Source organism: Cellulomonas sp. P1_C4 (assembly GCF_056406355.1).
The window spans coordinates 165,524-182,117 of the sequence record NZ_JBFUAI010000004.1 but is presented as its reverse complement, the minus strand read 5'-3'; the positions used below and the strand labels follow the sequence as shown (position 1 = coordinate 182,117).

The following is a 16,594-nucleotide window of genomic DNA, read 5'->3' as shown; positions in this document are numbered from 1 at the left end:
GGGCCGAAGAACACCGTGGTGCGGCCCGCATCCGGATGCAGGACCCGTCGTGCTCGAAGCCCCCAGCGCGCGCGACGTACCTCCCGGCAGTCAGGGTGGCGTAGGTCGGATCATCGTCGAGGTAATCCGACCCCACCTCGACGATCGGCCCAGGATCTGCGCATCCGGGCGGGGCTCGCCGAGTCCGCGGCGACGGGCTGCCCCTCATACCAGGGACCGTGGGAGCCCATCGGGGCCGCCCTCGCCGACGGTGCACACGTCAACCAGCGGGCAGCCGTTGGTCGGGCTCACGACCGACGACGTCGCCGCGTGGGAGACGCCGGATAGTCCCCGAGTCCGAATCGAGCCGTTCGGGTACGCCCGAACTCTCAGAGAGCACCTCGGACGACCGGCTCTTCGCGAAGTTCCGAGGTGCCCGTGTCGACCTCACGGGACGCCTTCAAGCGTGGAATCGCCAGCGCCACGACGAGCCCGACAGCAACGCAGCCCGCCAGAGCGAAGTACCCGTTCCGGTAGCTGGCATCGGTGTAGAACTGCGTCCCGTCCATCACGGTGCCCGAAGCGTTCAGCGCCGTGAACATGATCTGTGCAGACATGGCGGTGAAGACGCCCTGCAGGAGGGTGGCCATCCCGTTGGCCATCGCCTGCTCCTCCTGCGAGACGGCGGCCATGATCATGACAGGAACGCAGGACATCACCATCCCAGCCCCGAGTGCCGTGACCCCGCCGGTCAGGATGATCTGCAGCGCGCCGTGGTGGAAGAGGMCCTGCACCACCATGCCGGCGATGATGAGCGACGCACCACCGATGAACGGGAGCTTGGGGCTGATTCGGCGTGTCACGAACCCGGTGACGATCCCGGTGGCGAACATCAGCACACCGCCAGGGATCGCGACGAGACCACTCTTCGTCCCGCTCCAGCCCAGACCGTCCGAGACACCGGGAATCGATGGGTACAACGTGATGACGATGACCATCGTCGTGGCGGCGAAGATCGTCCCGAGCACGATCGATCCCGATGAGAGCACGGTGGCGACGCTCCGGCGGCCGAGCATGTGCACATCGACGAGCGGATCCACAGCGCGACGCTCGACGCGCACGAACAGGATGACCGCCACAGCGATGGCAGCGACCGAGCCGAGCGTCCTCAGGCTGGTCCAGCCCCACTCCCCTGCCCGCTCGATGACGTAGGCGAGGCCTGCGACCGACGCACCGATGAGGAGTCCACCGGCCCAGTCCAGCTGGCCACGCTTCGGACGGCCCGGCGTCGTGGGGACGAAGAGCCACACCAGCGCGAGGCCGACCGCCGTGATCCCGGCGAGGAACCACAGCGCACCCCGGAAGCCAACCGCGTCGAGCAGCGCGCCCGCGATGAGGGGGCACAGGGCGACGACGAAGCCGACGCTGGAACCGATGGTCCCGGAGACGGGTCCCACCAGCCGCGGCGGGAACACCTCTCGCACGGTGGCGAACACCAGCGCGACGATCGGCGCGTAGCAGGCGGCGAGGCCTCGGCCGATCAACAAGACCTGGAAGTTCGGGGCGAGAGCGACGATCACGTCACCGGCAAGGCCAATGGCGATGATGACGAGCATGACCTTCTTCTTGCCATGGATGTCGCCGAGCTTCGCGGCGAACGGCGTCAAGACCGTGCCAACGATCGAATAGATGAGGATGAACCACGCGATATGGACGGTCTGGAAGTGCTGGGCGATCGCGGCCTGCGACATCGAGGTCATCACGCCGGCGACCGTCATGATCTGCGCCGGCCACAGGAGCGCGAGGACGAGAACGGCGGCGCGGGCGCCCATGCGCTGCGGCGCATCTCCTGAGACGCGCGCGATGTCGGGCACGGATGGCATTGGTGACGAACTCAAGGCATGTCCTCTCAAATGCGACTCCGGGCTTCCCAAGCACGGTGCCGAAATCGCGTGACTATCGAAGGGTAGAAGTGGGGCGCGTGGCGACGCGAGGTCAGAGGCGGGCTGAGAAACTGTGGAGGCCGCCGGTGACCTCCGTGCGGTAGCCGTCAGGCAGAACCACGTCGGCAGTGACCCCTTCTGGCAGGCTGAGATCGAGGTCGAACCGTCCGTCGGCAACGCTCCACTGGACGCCCACGGGGCCCGCCGGTGTCTCGCGTTCGGCCTCAACGTGGTCCAGGCCAGGTCCCGGCACTGGCTCGATCCGCACGCGGCGGAAGCCGGCCTCGGCGGGGCGGATCCCCGCGACCACCTGGAACACCCAGTCCGCGACAGCGCCGAGCGCGTAGTGGTTGAAGCTCGTCATGTCGCCCGCATTGATGGACCCGTCGGGGAGCATGGAGTCCCATCGCTCCCACACCGTGGTCGCGCCCATCGTCGCGGGGTAGAGCCACGAAGGGCAGCGCTCTTCAAGGAGCAGGCGGTAGGCCTCGGCGACGTGGCCGGTCTCCGAGAGAGCCCACGTGACGTACGGCGTGCCTGCGAACCCCGTCGAGACGAGGAAATCTCGTTCGCGAACGATCTCCGCCAGCCTGCGTCCCGCGATCGCGCGTTGATCGCCTTCGAGCACCCCGAAGGCGATGGCGAGGGCGTACACGGTCGCACAGTCCGACCGAATCCGGCCCTGTTCCACGTAGTGCGTCACGAAGGCAGCGCGCGTGCGGGATGCGAGCGCGGCCCACCGTTCCTCGTCAGCCGCTCTCCCGAGCAGTCGCGCCGCCTGGCCGGCGAACGACGCGCTGCGGAACAGGCAGGCCGTTGCCACGACGCCTCGGTCGGCCTTGCTCATCCACGGCTGGTCTGGTGGTCCGTCGGGGTCGAGCCAGTCGCCCAGCTGAATTCCCGCGTCCCACAACCCGGTCTCGGAGACCGCAGACTCAACGGACTCTAGGTGCATGGCGATGAGCGGGTAGTGCCTGGCCAGTCGGTCGATGTCGCCGTAGGCGTTCCACAGGGCCTGCGGGACCCAGACCGCAGCGTCACCCCAGATCGCGGTGGCGCCGGGCCGGGGGAAGGTCGGTGGCAGGTCGGCCTTCTTGAGGATGTCCGGCACCGTGAGCGGGACGACGCCCTTCTCGCTGGCGCGCGACTCCGCCTCGACGTCCGCGAGCCACACGTGCAATAAGTCGGCGACATCGAACTGCGTCGCCGCCGTCGCGGCGTACACGGCTATGTCGCCAGTCCAGCCGAGCCGTTCGTCGCGCTGTGGGCAGTCCGTCGGGATGCCGAGGAAGTTCCCACGCTGGCCCCAGACGGAGTTGAGCATGAACCGGTCGAGCAGGACGTGCGAGCTGCTGAACTTGCTCGTGCGACGGATCCGGGAGTGGACTACCACGGCTTCGAGGGAGTCGAGCGACAACGCCCCTGGCCAACCTGTCACCTCGGCGTAGCGGAAGCCGTGGAACGTGAAGGTCGGCTCGAACTGGTCGTCGCCACCCGACAGCACGAACGTGTCAGTCGACGTCGCGGCGCGCAGCGGCCGGGTTGCGAGCTCACCGTGCTCGAGAACCTCGGCGTGACGGAGCGTGATCTCGGCACCCTCAGGACCTTGCACGGTGGAACGCACCCAGCCGACGAGGTTCTGGCCGAAGTCGACGAGCGTGCGCCCAGAGGGGGACTCCCAGATTCGCTGCGGTCGCAGGGACTCGTGTCGGATGACGTCCGGCCCCTCCTGGACGACGAGGGTGTGACGGTCGAACGGAACCCCCCGGACGGCGAGCGGCTCACGGGTCGCGCGCAGCCGGGCGTCGATGCGCTGGCCTCGGTAGAGCGAGTTCTCGGTGGTAGCGGAGCGGTGACCGACCCACGACGGGTTCGTCGAGACGCACTGCACGTGCCCGTCGTCGAAGGTGATCTCGAGAACGCCGATGACGCCGATGTCGGGGCCGTAGTCCACCTTCGCACCGTCGAATCCGAGCTCCCCCCGGAACCAGCCATTACCCAGCTCGAACGCAACCTCGACTTGTTGGCCCCCACTGGCGATGAGGTCGGTGACGTCGACATCCTGTACCGCGAGCCGCCACTCGTAGGCGCTCCATCCCGGGCTGAGGACGGCCTCGGACACCGGTTTGTCGCCGATCCGTGCTTCATATACGCCACACGCGGTCGAGGCGAGACGGGCGGAGCGCACTGCGGCCGCCGGCTGCTCGAGGGCGACAAGAGTGCTGACCACGACGGCGGCGGCCTTCGGCGCATCGGCTGTGATCATGTCTGCGTCGGCGAGCAGACATACCGCCGACGGCGGGGCGAGCGTGGGCATGGATCTCCTCGAGTTTGCGGTCCGGGTGCGCTCGGGGACGCGGGTGCTAGAGCCCCGCGTCCCAGTAGCCGCAGAACGGGTCGACGGGGCTTCGGCCGATGAAAGGGGCGTCCCCGACGAGGCGCTCGACGACCGCGCGGATGGTGGCCGGGTTCCCGGCGTACGCATTGACGTAGGTCTTGACGCGCGGCACGTCCTGGAGGTGGAAGGGGTTCGCGACCGACACGACGAGCGTGGGAACCTCGTGCGTGTAGCGCGGGAGGTTGGCGGCGGTCCAGAACGTCCACTCGAGTCGCGCTGTCGCGGCATTCGACGTTGGGGGCACGTCCGCCACGTAGATCACGGCGTCGAACCCCTCGACGAGCTCCGTGCCGGTGACGGCGCCCGCGGTACCGACGGGCTGGAACATCGTGGCCTCCCGCGGAGGGTCGTCATGAAGTGTGGCTGTGAACCCCCGCTCGCCCAGTTCCTTGCACAGCAGCTCCGCCGGCGTCGTCGTGGGAAGCGCGCCACCTCGCAGCGAGTAGACCAGGATGCGGGGTCGCTCCTCGGGCCTCAACGGAAGAAGGCCGGCCTCGAGGTCCTTCACGAGCGTGATCGCTGCACCGGCCTGCTCCATGGCCCACCGCTCGTGCGTTCCGCGGTCGATCTGGTCGAGCGAGTCCGGCACGAGCTCGGCAATGTCCATGGCATGCAGTCCGAGGGCTGCCTTGAGTGCCAGCACGCGCGTGACTGCCTGGTCGAGCCGGTCCGCTGTCACGACACCGGCGTGGAGGCCAGCCCGCATGTGCGCGAGATCCTGTGCGTAGTCCTGGGTGAACAGGAACATGTCGCAACCGGCGGCGATCGACTGTGGGACGGCTTGAGCCCGAGGCATGGACATCTGCATGCCTCCCATCAGCGTCGCGTCGGTCACGACGAGCCCGTTGAACCCGAGGTTGCCGCGAAGCAGGTCGGTGGTGATCTCGGGTGCAAGGCTCGCGGGAAGGATGTCCTCGTCGGCGATGCCAGGGCGCAGGACCCGGGAGTAGGCGGGAAGGGCGATGTGCGCCGCCATCAGCGTCAGCGCACCGGCCTCGATCATGGCCTTGTACACGGTCCCGAACGACGCATCCCAGTCCGGCACACTCATCGTGTTGACGGTCGTCACCACGTGCTGGTCACGGTCGTCGACGCCGTCGCCGGGCCAGTGCTTGACCGATGCGGCCACGCCGTTGGACTGCAGCCCTTCGACGAAGGCCGTGCCCATCCGCGCGACCCGCTCGGTCGAGTCGCCGAAGCCGCGGTTGAGGACGATGGGGTTGCGCCAGTTCGTCTGGATGTCGACGATGGGCGAGAACGCCCAGTTCACGCCCAGCGCGCGGCCCTGCACGGCGCAGACCTCACCCATCCGCCGCGCGTGCTCAGCGTCATCCGTCGCCGCCGCCTGGAGTGGCGATCCCATCGATGTCGCGTCGAACGCGACGCCATTCGCTCCTGCCTCGAGGTTGGCCGCGATGAGCAGCGGGACCCGCGCGCGTCCCTGGACAAGTGCGTTGAACTGCACCACTTCGCTGCTCATCGAGGGCCGCCGCATGTAGCCGCCGGGCTCCGCGACCTCGAAGTCGGCGTCGGCCTGCTCCAGGGTGGCGGGTTCGGCGAGCAGGCAGAAGAGCTGCCCCAGTTTCGCGTCCTCGTCCATCGCCGCGAGCGTGTCGTGCACCCAGCCCTGGGCTGCTGCATCGAGGTGAAAGGGTGCGTCGCCGAGTCGTACGGAGCCATGGCCAGCCGAGTCGATCTTCACCGAGTCGGCTCTGGACGCGCCCGCCACGGGAGACGTGAACGTCACTCCACGCTCCTCGAGCTGGCCGGCCTCGGCCAGCCCACCCAGGACCGTGTCGGCGCCCTGGAGCGCGTCAGGATCGCCGATGCCGACGACCACCATCCCCGCGGCGCGGGCACCAGCGATTCCGGCAAGAGCGTCCTCGAACACCACACAGTCGGCCGCGGCGACCCCCAGCAGCTCGGCTGCTGCGTCGAAGACCGCAGGGTCGGGCTTCGACTGCGTGACGGTGTTGCCGTCGACGACCGCGTCGAACAGGTCAGCGATGCCCAGTCGTTCCAGTACGCGGGGTGCGTTCCGGCTCGCCGAGGCGAGCGCGATGGGGATCCCGTGCCCGCGCAGCGAGCGCAGGAGAGCCTCCGCGCCAGGGAGCAGGTCGGAAGGCGTCAGTTCCTCGATCGACTCGACGTACTGGGCGTTCTTCAGGTCGGCGAGGCGAGCAGCTTCCACCTCGTCGATATCGAGCCCTCCGATCCCGAGGACCACCCGCAACGCGTCGGCGCGACCGACCCCCTTGAGGAGTTCCTCGTGCTCGTCGGCGAGCGCAAAGCCGAGCTCGGCTGCGATGGAGCGCCAGGCAGCGAAGTGGTGGGCGGCGGTGTCGACGAGGACTCCGTCGAGGTCGAAGATCGCGGCGTGGGCCGTCATCGGTGTGCTCCTTCGAACGCATGATTGCTGCGGCGGTCGTCGAGACCGCCGTACGGGGTGATGTCAGAGGGACGCTTGGAGGTCTGCTTCGTGCTGGGCGGCGAGCACCCGGTGTCGATCGGCCCGGTGCTGCGCCTGACGACGAGGGTGCGGCAACGGCGCCGCCATGAGCAGACGTTGGGTGTACGGGTGCTCCGGTCGGGCCGTGACGTCGTCGCAGTCGCCGCTCTCGACGATCGCGCCGCGGTACATCACCGCCACCCGGTGGCTCAGCTGCCGTACGACAGCGAGGTCGTGCGTCACGAACAGGTAAGCGACGCCGGTTCGCTCCTGGATCTCGATGAACAGGTCGAGGACTCGGCGCTGGGTCGTCACATCGAGGGCCGACACGGGCTCGTCGCACACGATCAGCGACGGTTCGAGCGCCAGCGCCCGGGCGATCGCGATCCGCTGGCGCTGTCCGCCCGAGAACTCGTTCGGGTAGCGCCCGAGCGAGTCGCTCGGCATGTGCACGGCGTCGAGCAGGTCCGTGACCCGGGTGCGCGCCGCGGCCCCCGACTCGCCGTGGGCGCGTAACGGCTCGGTCAGCGTCTGTTCGATGGTGAGGTTCGGGTTCAGTGACGTGTACGGATCCTGGAACACGACCTGAATGTCACGAGCCAGCTCGCGTCTGTCTTGGCGGCTCGCGTTGGTGATGTCACGACCGCGGAAGCGCACGGTTCCGCCCGTGATGGGAGCCAGCCCGAGGATCGCGCGCCCGAGTGTCGTCTTGCCCGAGCCCGACTCCCCGACGAGACCCACGGTCTCACCCGGCTGGATCTCGAGGGAGATGCCCTTGAGCACGGACTTCGGAGCGGCGCGGACTCCCCGTTGGGGGTAGGCGACCTCGAGGTCAGCGACCTTCAGCAGTGGCTCGCTCATCGGGAGCTCCTCTCGGGGGCGGACTCGAGCGACGGACGGACCGTGTCGTCGAGAATCGATGTCAGCAGCGACTTTGTGTACTCGTCCTGAGGTGCGTCGAAGACGTCCTCCACAGACCCGCACTCGACGAGCCGTCCGTTCCGCATGACCGCGACCCGATCGCAGATGTCCGCGACGACGCCGAAGTTGTGAGTGACGACGATCATCGCCATCTGGCGCTCGGCCTGAAGGTCACGCAGGACGTCGAGCACCTCGGCCTGGACGGTGACGTCGAGTGCTGTCGTTGGCTCGTCCGCGATGAGGACGTCGGGCTCGGTGGCGATCGCGCCGGCGATGAGGACGCGCTGGGCCATGCCACCCGAGACCTGGTGCGGGTAGGCGCGCATCACGGACTCGGGGTCGGCGATGCCCACGCGGGCGAGCAGCTCCACCGCGCGCTTCCGGGCGTCAGCCGCGCTCAACCCGATCACCTTTCGCAGGGGTTCCATGAGCTGGTAGCCGATCGTGAACGACGGGTCCAGGTTCGACATCGGCTCTTGCGGGATGTAGGCGACCGTGCGGCCACGCTCACGCGCACGGTCTGCTTGCGAGGCGATCCGCCCTCCCAGCGCGATGTGCCCGGCGCTGACGCGTCCGCCACCAGGGAGGACGTCGAGGATCGCGAAGGCCGTCTGCGTCTTGCCGGACCCTGACTCGCCGACGAGCCCCAGCACCTCGCCGGGGCGGACGTCGAAGCTCACGTCGGCGACGACGACCTTGGGCGCCTCGCCCGGGACGACGTACGAGACCTCAAGGCCGCGCACGCTGAGCGCGGCCTCCGGGTCGAACGGGACGGACGCCGTCGCGGACGGTGCCGTCGCGCGGCTACGCCGCGACGACGACGACCGCTCGAGCGCATCGCGCAGCGCGTTCGCGAACAAGGTGAGTGCGATGCTGATCAGCGCGATCGTGATGGCTGGCCACACGAGGAGCAGCGGTTGGCGGTAGATGGCTTGGAAACCGTCATTGAGCATCCCGCCCCAGGTGATGAGATCCCGGTCCCCGAGCCCGAGGAACTCGAGCCCGGCTTGGATCCCGATCGCGACGCCTGCGATCCCCGCGGCCTGGATGATCACAGGTGCACGGACGACGGACAGGATGTGTCGGCCGATGATGCGTACGTCTGAGAGCCCCGAGATCCGCGCGGCGTCGACGTAGAGCTCATTGCGGACGCCGGAGACCGTCGCGAACGTCAGCCGGTAGAAGGCCGGCGACACGATGACACCGAAGATGACCATCGCCCACCACATGCTCGGACCGATCACGGTGCGGGCGGCAAGCAGCACCACCATCGCGGGCATAGCCATCAGGAGCGACGCGACATAGGAGAACGACGTCTCGCGGAACCCCCGGTAATACCCGGCGACGAGACCCGAGGTCACGCCGATGACGGAAGAGACTGCGAGGACGATGAGCGCGCCGAGGAGGCTGTATCGCGTGGCGATGAGGAGCCGGGAGAGCACGTCGCGGCCGGACGGGTCGGTGCCGAGAAGGTGCTCTGCACTCGGCGGGAGCAGGATGCTCTGAAGATCGGCTGCATAGGCGTCGCCAGGCGTGATCCACGGGCCGATCACCGCGATCGCGATATATGCCGCGATCACGACTGTGGCGGCGAGGCCGAGCGGCTGACGACGCACCACCCGGAGGAGCGAAGGCCGTCGTCCCACGCTCTGCGGCACGGGAGCTGGGAGCGGAGTCGTCATCAGAGTCGAACCTTCGGGTTGAGCCAGGCCTGCACGAGGTCGATGAGAAGGTTGAGCACCACGACCAGAGCCACCGTGACGACGACGATGCCCATGATCACCGGCACGTCGCCGCTCAGCGTGGAGGAGACAGTGAGCTTGCCGAGGCCCGGCAGCGAGAAGATCTGCTCGATGACGATCGCGCCACCGAGCATGCCGACGAACATGAGAGCGAGCACATTGAGCGCCGGTCCGCCGGCATTCCGCAGCACGTGGCGGAAGATGATGGTCCGCGAGTCGAGCCCGCGACACTCCAGCGTGCGAACGTAGTCCTTGCGCTGTTCGTCGAGCATCGACCCGCGCACCTGCTGTGCGACGGCTGCGACACCTGCGACGGCCAGAGCGGCAATAGGCAGTGTGGCGGTGGCGAGCCAGCCGGTGATCGAATCGTTCGGCGCGACGTAGCCGGTCGGCCGGAACCAGCCGAGCTTGACCGCGAACACGAGCACGAACACGAGGGCGACGAGAAAGCCCGGGACGGCCGCGCCGACCAGAGACGCGACCTGCACGCTTCGGTCTGTCCAACCGCCGCGCGTCGCTGCGAGCGATCCCAGTGCGACCGCGAGAACACCGGAGACGAGGACGGCTACGGTCACGAGGGTCAACGTGACGGCTGTGCGGCCGGCCAGGACTGCAGAGACTGGGGCGTTCGACGCCCATGAGGTCCCGAAGTCGCCCGTGAGCGCCGAGCTGAGCCAGTCCCAGTAGCGGGTGAGCAATGGTTGGTCCAGGCCGAGCTGCACCGTCTTCGCAGCGACCTGCTGATCGGTCGCGGTCGCGCCGAGCAGGTTGCGCGCAACGTCCCCGCCACTCACGTAGAGCAGGACGAAGGCGGCGGACGAGATGACGAAGAGGAGAGAGACGCCCGCGCCTAGGCGTACTGCGATGAATCGACCCACGGGTAACTCCAAGACGGGTGCGGAGGGTTGTGCCTTGGTCGCGGATGACGGAGGGACGCTGCCCGGTCGGGGTGGCGCCCCTCCGTCCGCACGTCAGGACTTCGGAGTGATGTTCCAGAGGTACGGGAAGCTGTTTCCGACCTGCACCGTGACGTCAGTCGAGGCGTCCGTGAAAAACGTGGTGATGTTCCGGAACCACGGGTCGAACCACGCCTGGTCCACCAGATAGGCATTCAGTTCCGAGGCAGCCTTCGCGGACTCCTCGGGCGTACCCGTCTGGATCGTCTGGCCCCAGGCCGCGACCTTCTCGTCGGGCTGGTGCATGGGATTCCACGGAGCGTTCTGCGCGGCAACGAGGTTGTACGTCGCCCACTCGCTGCCCGGCTGCTCGAGACGGAATGCGGCGATCGGGTACGAGCCCGAGAGGAGCGAGCCCACGTAGGCCTGCGGTGCGACATCGACGAAGTTCGCCGTGATGCCCACCTCCGCCAGCTGCTGGCCGACAAGGTCGAAGGTCGCGGGCGGGACGAAGGAGACGGTCGGGAAGGTGATCTCCACACCATCGGCGTACCCCGCCTCGGCGAGCAGCGCGCGAGCCTTGTCCGGGTCGTAGGGGTAGGCGTCGTCGAGATCGGCGTCGAAACCGGGTGTGTCCGGCCCGAAGACCTGCGTGGTCAGGTCTCCGCGTCCGCCGGAGAGGCCTTTCAGGATGCCGGCCTTGTCGACCGCGTAGTTGATCGCCTGGCGCACCCGGACGTCGCCCATCGCCGGGCTCAGGTCGCCGGCACGGTCGAACAGCAGCAGCCCCTGCCAGTCGTTCGAGTACTCGTGTGCCGTGTATCCGGCACCCTTGATCTGATCGAACCCGTCATCGCCTGCGTACAGAGCGGCGTTCAGCTGGCCGCCGAGCAGGGCGTTCTGCATCGACACCGAGTCGTCGAAGACCGTCATGTCGACCTCGTCGTAGTGCTGGTACTCGGGCGCCCAGTAGTCCTTGTTTGCCGTGAAGACGTACTTGGAATCGGTGACGGTGCGAGCGGCGTCGAGGACGTAGGGACCGGTGCCGATCGGGTTGGGGTCGTCGAAGGACGCGGGAGACTCCTGGTAGCCGGCGGCACGCGACAGGTTCACCAGCAGTGACGGGTCGGGAGCCGAAAGTGTGATCTGGAGCGTGGCCGCATCCACGGCCTTGGCGTCAGTGACGCCTGCCAGCCAGTTCGCGTTCTCGGCCGAGCCGTCGCGGAAGCGCAGCACGTTCTGTGCCGCCACGGAGGCGTCGAACTTCGTGCCGTCGGTGAAGGAGACGTCGTCGCGCAGCTTCAGCGTGAGGACGGTGTTGGTGTCGTCGTAGGTCCACTCGGTGGCGAGGCTCGGCTGAAGCTCGTTGGTCGGGGTCGCGCGGACCAGGGTGTCGTAGACGGCCTGCCCGTAGGGGGCCTTGGTCGAGAAGGACATGTTCGCCGCGACGAGACCACCCTGTCCCGGTGCGTCCACCATGCCGAGGTTCAGCAGCGGCGCGTGGGACGACCCCTCGCTGGCTCCAGCGGTTGAGTTCCCGGACGCGTCGTCGGCCGGTGAGCAGCCCATGAGGCTGCCGAGCGTCAACGCGCTGGCAGCGGCGATCAGTACCGAGCTCTTGCGAAACCTCATCGTTTCCCCAATCCAGAACAGAGCGACGGCATCGGCGCCGTCCGGAGGACCCTAGCACCAAAACTGAGTGGGTAGTTAGTTTTGGCCTCTCGCGGGCCGTGATCGACGGGTGAAGGTGCTAACGTCGCTGGCCATGACCCCCAGCACCGCCGTACGCGGCAGCTACGCGAAGTCCGCCGAACGTCGTCGGGACATCGTGGACGCAGCCTTCGAAGTCTTCGCCGCAAACGGCTACACCAACGGCTCGCTGCGGGAGATCGCCGCTCGCGTCGGTCTGAGCCAGGCGGGCGTGCTGTTCCACTTCAGCTCGAAGACCGAGCTGCTCGCCGCTGTACTCGAGCAGCGAGACGCGCGCAGCAGGGAGGTCTTCGCCCGTGTGACGCAGCCGGGAATCGGCCAGTTGCGCGCGTTCCTCGAGATCGTGCGGATAAACACGCTGCAGCCCGGAATGATCGAGCTCTACGCGATCCTCTCCGCAGAAGGCACGACAGATGGCCATCCGGCACACGCGTACTTTCGCGACCGCTACCGCCTGATCACCGAGATGGCGAAAGAGTCGTTCGTCGCGATGCGCGAGGAGGGCATCCTGCGTGCCGGCGTCGAGCCCGGCCACGCCGCACGCTCCATGCTGGCTGTCGTCGACGGCTTGCAGTTCCAGTGGCTGTACGACCCGGAAAACGTCGACCTGCACGCCGAGGTCCGCGCCCACATGCAGTCCTTGGTCACGGTGCCGCTCTAGCAAAGCTGACAGCCCAGTCAGTTTTCGGCTCAGGATCCGCCCCGTCGACCGCTCTCGGTTTGTCCCCCTCCGACGCCGGGAGCGCCACGGGGCGGCCGCGGTGGGGATGGCGATGCCGGAGCTCCGGAGAGCGCGCCCAGGGCACGGTGGTCGGCGCGCCGGACAAGACGTCGGGTGGAGCGCGCCCACCCGATCGTCAGCCTCAAGCTCGGCGCCGCCCTTGATCCTGACGGGACAGCTCTCCATCCGTTTCATCCGAGTGCGACCTGGTATGGACACACCGAACGCCACCAGCTGGTGCGAGCGCACCTCGGATCCGGAAGTGGCACGGTCGACTCGCTCCCTCGTCAGCGAGTCCCTGACCAACCGCGCGCTCACGACGCTTGCGTCAGGACAGGATTACCGACCAAGGGGATGCCGCGTGCGGAGCTCGCCGTGCACTGCCCGAGTCCGTGGACTCGGGCAGTGCACGGCGTTTTGGCTGCTCCGAGCGCATGACACCGTCGGTCAGTGCACCTGGTCCTCCCGTTCCCGCCGCAGACGGATCGCCATGTACGGCTTCCCTGGCAACGGCACAAGGACGTGGCCCTCGTGCAAGCCTGGAATGGGTTCGACGGTCATGTCCCAGGTGTCGATGACGTCCACGCGGAAGCGACCGGCGGGCAAGAAGACGTTCCGGTAACGCGGTCGCGAGAACCCGGTGTATCCGACGAGGTACTCACCGGGCACACCACCCCACCGCATGTCCCACTCGGACGGGCATGGATCCATGACCCCCGTGGGTGACTCAGAGACGATCTGCTCGAGGAACGCGATCCTTGCCGGGCTTGATCCGGTGAGATCCCCGCCCTTCGACCACCACAACTCGTCACGGTCGTTGAGGTACGTCTCGCCGTGGCCGACATAGCCCCCGCGGACGGCGCCCTCCCAGAACCTGCGCACCAGCTCTTCGCCCGTCAGGTTGCCCCAGCCGTGCTCTAGGTCGCCCTCGTAGCCGCACTCGTCGATCACGACCGGCTTACCCCATCGAGTGCGCCACTCGTCGGTGTTCTCTGCCGTCAGGTACACATCGATGCGCTGCAGCGAGCTGTGCGTGATCCAAGGACGCGTCAGGTCGTAGAAGTCGAAGCAGTTGTGGATCGACAGCAGGTGGCCGTGGGGGTCCTCCGCCTGCACGACCTGTGCCAGGCGCTCCCAATCTTCGACGGTCTTGGTGACGACCAAGTCGTACTCGTTGGCCAAGGACCACCAGACGTTGCCATAGGCCGCCAACCGCCGCACGGTGTAGGCGACGACACGGTCGTCGACTGCCTGACCCATGTCGGCGAAGCCCCACCGGTCATAGGCGTGGAAGAGGATCAGGTCGGCCTGCACCCCGAGCGCCGCAAGCTGCGCGATACGGGACTCGAGAGCGTGGAAGGACGCAACATCGAACCGTGTGAAGTCGAACCCGTCCCCCGACCGCAGAAACGGGAATCGCTCGGGCTCCTCCGTGTTGAAGAGGTACGACTTTGGCATCAAGCACATGCGGACCTTTGTGAACGGCGATGCGGCGAGTGTCGCGAGGGTTCGCTCCTGGGTCTCAGCCGGCTGGTGCGTCCACGCGTAGGCGGTTGTCCCCCATGGTCGGTGGCGAGTGCCGTCCGCATGCAGGAAGTGGAATCCATCAGCGCGCACGGGACCGTGTTCGCCTGGCGTCGGCGGTCCGACGACGACCTCTCCCTCGATGCCGTGCAGAGAGCGGGCAGTGGATCCGGTCGTGAAACGCCACGTGCCCTCCTGCTCGGCGAGCATGCGGATCCGGTACACCCCGTCACCGTCGTAGAACCCTCCGACCCGCACTTCGCGGTCGCCGCACAGGAAAGTGGCCCAGAGGTCCACGTCAACGAACGGGTTGCCGTGCGACGGCCCATGCAGCTCGATCTCCACGACACCCCACCTCGGCGTCGGGCCGGGCGGCAGGCACGTCGCAGACGCGTGCGGGACCTCAACGCCTTCGTAGCCCGGGTCGGGTTCAATCCGCGGGGCATACACCTTGGGTGTGACGACGTGCTCAATGGCCGCCAGCTCCGCCCACAGCTTGGCCGTGAGCTCGGCGTCGTCCCGGAGCGCAGGGATCGTTCCGGCAATCACGAACAGCGGGTAGCCCGCAAGTTGTCCGGCTTGAGGGGTAGCGACGAAGCCCGGCAGGTATCGGTCGAGAACGGCGCGGGCGGCTGCGTTCTCGAGGGCCTCGCCGAAGCGGGTGGTGGGATTGAGCAAGGCACTGCCTCCTGGGTCGCGATTCTGGTTCAACCGTTGCTCGAAGCGTCTGCGCTGAGAGCCAGCTTGAGTCGGTCGGCGGCGCCTACCAACGCCTCCGCTTCGGGCACACGCGCCGCCACGGACATCCGTTCAGCGCTCAGGCCCCGGGTGCGACCACGAATGGATCTCGAGCACGCAGTCGCAGTCGTCGGCGACTAGGCCGACGTAGTGCGGCATGGGACCCGGCAGTCCGGCGCGTCCGAGCCCCTATCGGTAGCGCAGGAGCCTCCTGGTACATCGTCGTCACTTGAGGCGGACCCGAACTGGCGTCAGTAGGTCGGGATCCGTTGAACGAAAGGTTATCACGCGCTAACACTTCGCTGCCGAAACCCGAGTCCGCACGCCTCGCCGTCTGCGCTGCTCTTCGGGCTMGCCCCTACATACGCCCTGGCGAAGGTCGCGCGGCAGGTCCTCGTCAGACCGCCAGGACGCCGGTTCGGGCGGACCGTGCAAGAGTCATCGGCGCGAGCAGCACTGTCTCCGGCCATGCCGGTGTGCCCGCGTCACGGCACTGCGGCCAGTACGGCGAAGTTCGTCGTGCGAGGGGAGCGTGCACTCAATAGCGAATCGCGAACGGTTACTCGTCGTTCACTGTTCATGGACAACCACTCGATGGAATACTCCAGCCATGACAGCCCCGATCGCCGACAAGGGGACGGCGCCACGCGCAACGCGCGGGCCCTACCGCAACGGCGTGCGCACCCGGCAGCAGGTTCTGGACACCGCGGTACTGGTCTTCGGCCAGTACGGATATGCCGGCGGCTCCCTTCGCAGGATCGCAGAGATCGTCGGGGTGTCGACGCCGGCTCTTATCCGCCTCTTCGGTAGCAAGGAAGGCCTCTTCGAGGCAGTGCTCGAGCAGTCCGACCGCCTCAACAACAACGAGGTCGGCGGGAATTCACGCGGGCTCGAGTACCTACGACGCTGGGCCGATGTCGTCACAGCCAACGTGCAGAACCGCGGCATGGTGGAGCTTCTGCTCACGGTCGCGACCGAGGCATCGAACCCTGATCACCCGGCTCGGCCGTTCATCACGCGGCGCTATCGCTATGTCATCACGGGACTCTCCGCGGAGTTGCGGTACGCCAGCGACGCTGGGGAGATCAAGCCCATGACCGACGCGGAGATTGATGCCGAGGCGAGGGGCATTGCGGCACTGATGGACGGCCTCGAGTTGCAGTGGCTACTCGACGAGAGTGTCGATCTCGTGGCTCTGTGGCAGCACCACTTCGCACTGCTGGTCACACGTTGGCACGCAGTAGACGCCGAAGTGACGAGGAGCCGTAGTGGCCGCATTACGCCTGTCTCACTGGCTTGAGACGAGAACGGCCTGGCTCTGATCGAGAGGCTGGGGTGTCATTGGGTGCGCGTAGCTGCGCCCGCGCCTGGACGCCGAACGGTCCCCGGATTGCGTTACGCGACGGACGTCGCTGATCGCAAAGACCGACGTACGGGTCCATGGCCGATTCCCGTCTCGGTGAGTCCCCCGCCCGCGAACGAACCGGCCGTAGAGGACGAGATGGGCTGAAGCGCCACGACCCTGGACCGCTCACGGCGGACAACCGCGAGCGTGCACCCCGACGACGCGGGC

General features: G+C 67.6%; 10 protein-coding genes. 2 read left to right on the top strand and 8 right to left on the bottom strand.

Annotation, left to right across the window (positions count from 1 at the left end):
* Positions 1 to 368: 368 nt before the first annotated feature.
* The 7 genes from AC1DYZ_RS04545 to AC1DYZ_RS04515 all read right to left on the bottom strand — a co-directional run bounded on the left by AC1DYZ_RS04545 (position 369) and on the right by AC1DYZ_RS04515 (position 11,960).
* The gene (locus AC1DYZ_RS04545; protein ID WP_477064051.1) at positions 369 to 1,757 is read right to left on the bottom strand and encodes an MFS transporter; all 1,389 of its coding nucleotides are present in this window, start codon (positions 1,755 to 1,757) and stop codon (positions 369 to 371) included.
* A 217-nt stretch (positions 1,758 to 1,974) separates the two neighbouring features.
* Complete coding sequence (locus AC1DYZ_RS04540) at positions 1,975 to 4,239, bottom strand: family 78 glycoside hydrolase catalytic domain (protein ID WP_477064014.1); 2,265 nt, start codon at positions 4,237 to 4,239, stop codon at positions 1,975 to 1,977.
* 46 nt (positions 4,240 to 4,285) lie between these two features.
* On the bottom strand, positions 4,286 to 6,709 hold the full coding sequence (gene pgmB / locus AC1DYZ_RS04535; protein ID WP_477064013.1) for a beta-phosphoglucomutase: 2,424 nt from the start codon (positions 6,707 to 6,709) through the stop codon (positions 4,286 to 4,288).
* A 63-nt stretch (positions 6,710 to 6,772) separates the two neighbouring features.
* The gene (locus AC1DYZ_RS04530; RefSeq protein WP_477064012.1) at positions 6,773 to 7,630 is read right to left on the bottom strand and encodes an ATP-binding cassette domain-containing protein; all 858 of its coding nucleotides are present in this window, start codon (positions 7,628 to 7,630) and stop codon (positions 6,773 to 6,775) included.
* Positions 7,627 to 9,309: a dipeptide/oligopeptide/nickel ABC transporter permease/ATP-binding protein gene (locus tag AC1DYZ_RS04525; protein ID WP_477064011.1), complete on the bottom strand. Its 1,683-nt coding sequence runs from the start codon at positions 9,307 to 9,309 to the stop codon at positions 7,627 to 7,629. The genes AC1DYZ_RS04530 and AC1DYZ_RS04525 overlap by 4 nt, the downstream gene beginning before the upstream one ends.
* Before the next feature lie 62 nt (positions 9,310 to 9,371).
* Positions 9,372 to 10,310 (bottom strand): ABC transporter permease, encoded by a 939-nt coding sequence (locus tag AC1DYZ_RS04520; RefSeq protein ID WP_477064010.1) that lies wholly within the window; start codon positions 10,308 to 10,310, stop codon positions 9,372 to 9,374.
* Between the two features lie 93 nt (positions 10,311 to 10,403).
* Positions 10,404 to 11,960, bottom strand: coding sequence for an ABC transporter substrate-binding protein (locus AC1DYZ_RS04515; protein ID WP_477064009.1), 1,557 nt, complete (start codon positions 11,958 to 11,960; stop codon positions 10,404 to 10,406).
* A 133-nt stretch (positions 11,961 to 12,093) separates the two neighbouring features.
* Between AC1DYZ_RS04515 and AC1DYZ_RS04510 the strand changes: the two genes are divergently transcribed.
* Positions 12,094 to 12,699, top strand: coding sequence for a TetR/AcrR family transcriptional regulator (locus AC1DYZ_RS04510; RefSeq protein ID WP_477064008.1), 606 nt, complete (start codon positions 12,094 to 12,096; stop codon positions 12,697 to 12,699).
* 507 nt (positions 12,700 to 13,206) lie between these two features.
* Here AC1DYZ_RS04510 and AC1DYZ_RS04505 read toward each other — a convergent pair.
* A complete protein-coding gene (locus AC1DYZ_RS04505) occupies positions 13,207 to 14,961 on the bottom strand; it encodes a DUF5605 domain-containing protein (RefSeq protein WP_477064007.1) in 1,755 nt (584 codons plus the stop codon).
* 670 nt (positions 14,962 to 15,631) lie between these two features.
* Here AC1DYZ_RS04505 and AC1DYZ_RS04500 point away from each other — a divergent pair.
* Complete coding sequence (locus AC1DYZ_RS04500) at positions 15,632 to 16,321, top strand: TetR/AcrR family transcriptional regulator (protein WP_477064006.1); 690 nt, start codon at positions 15,632 to 15,634, stop codon at positions 16,319 to 16,321.
* Positions 16,322 to 16,594: the final 273 nt, after the last annotated feature.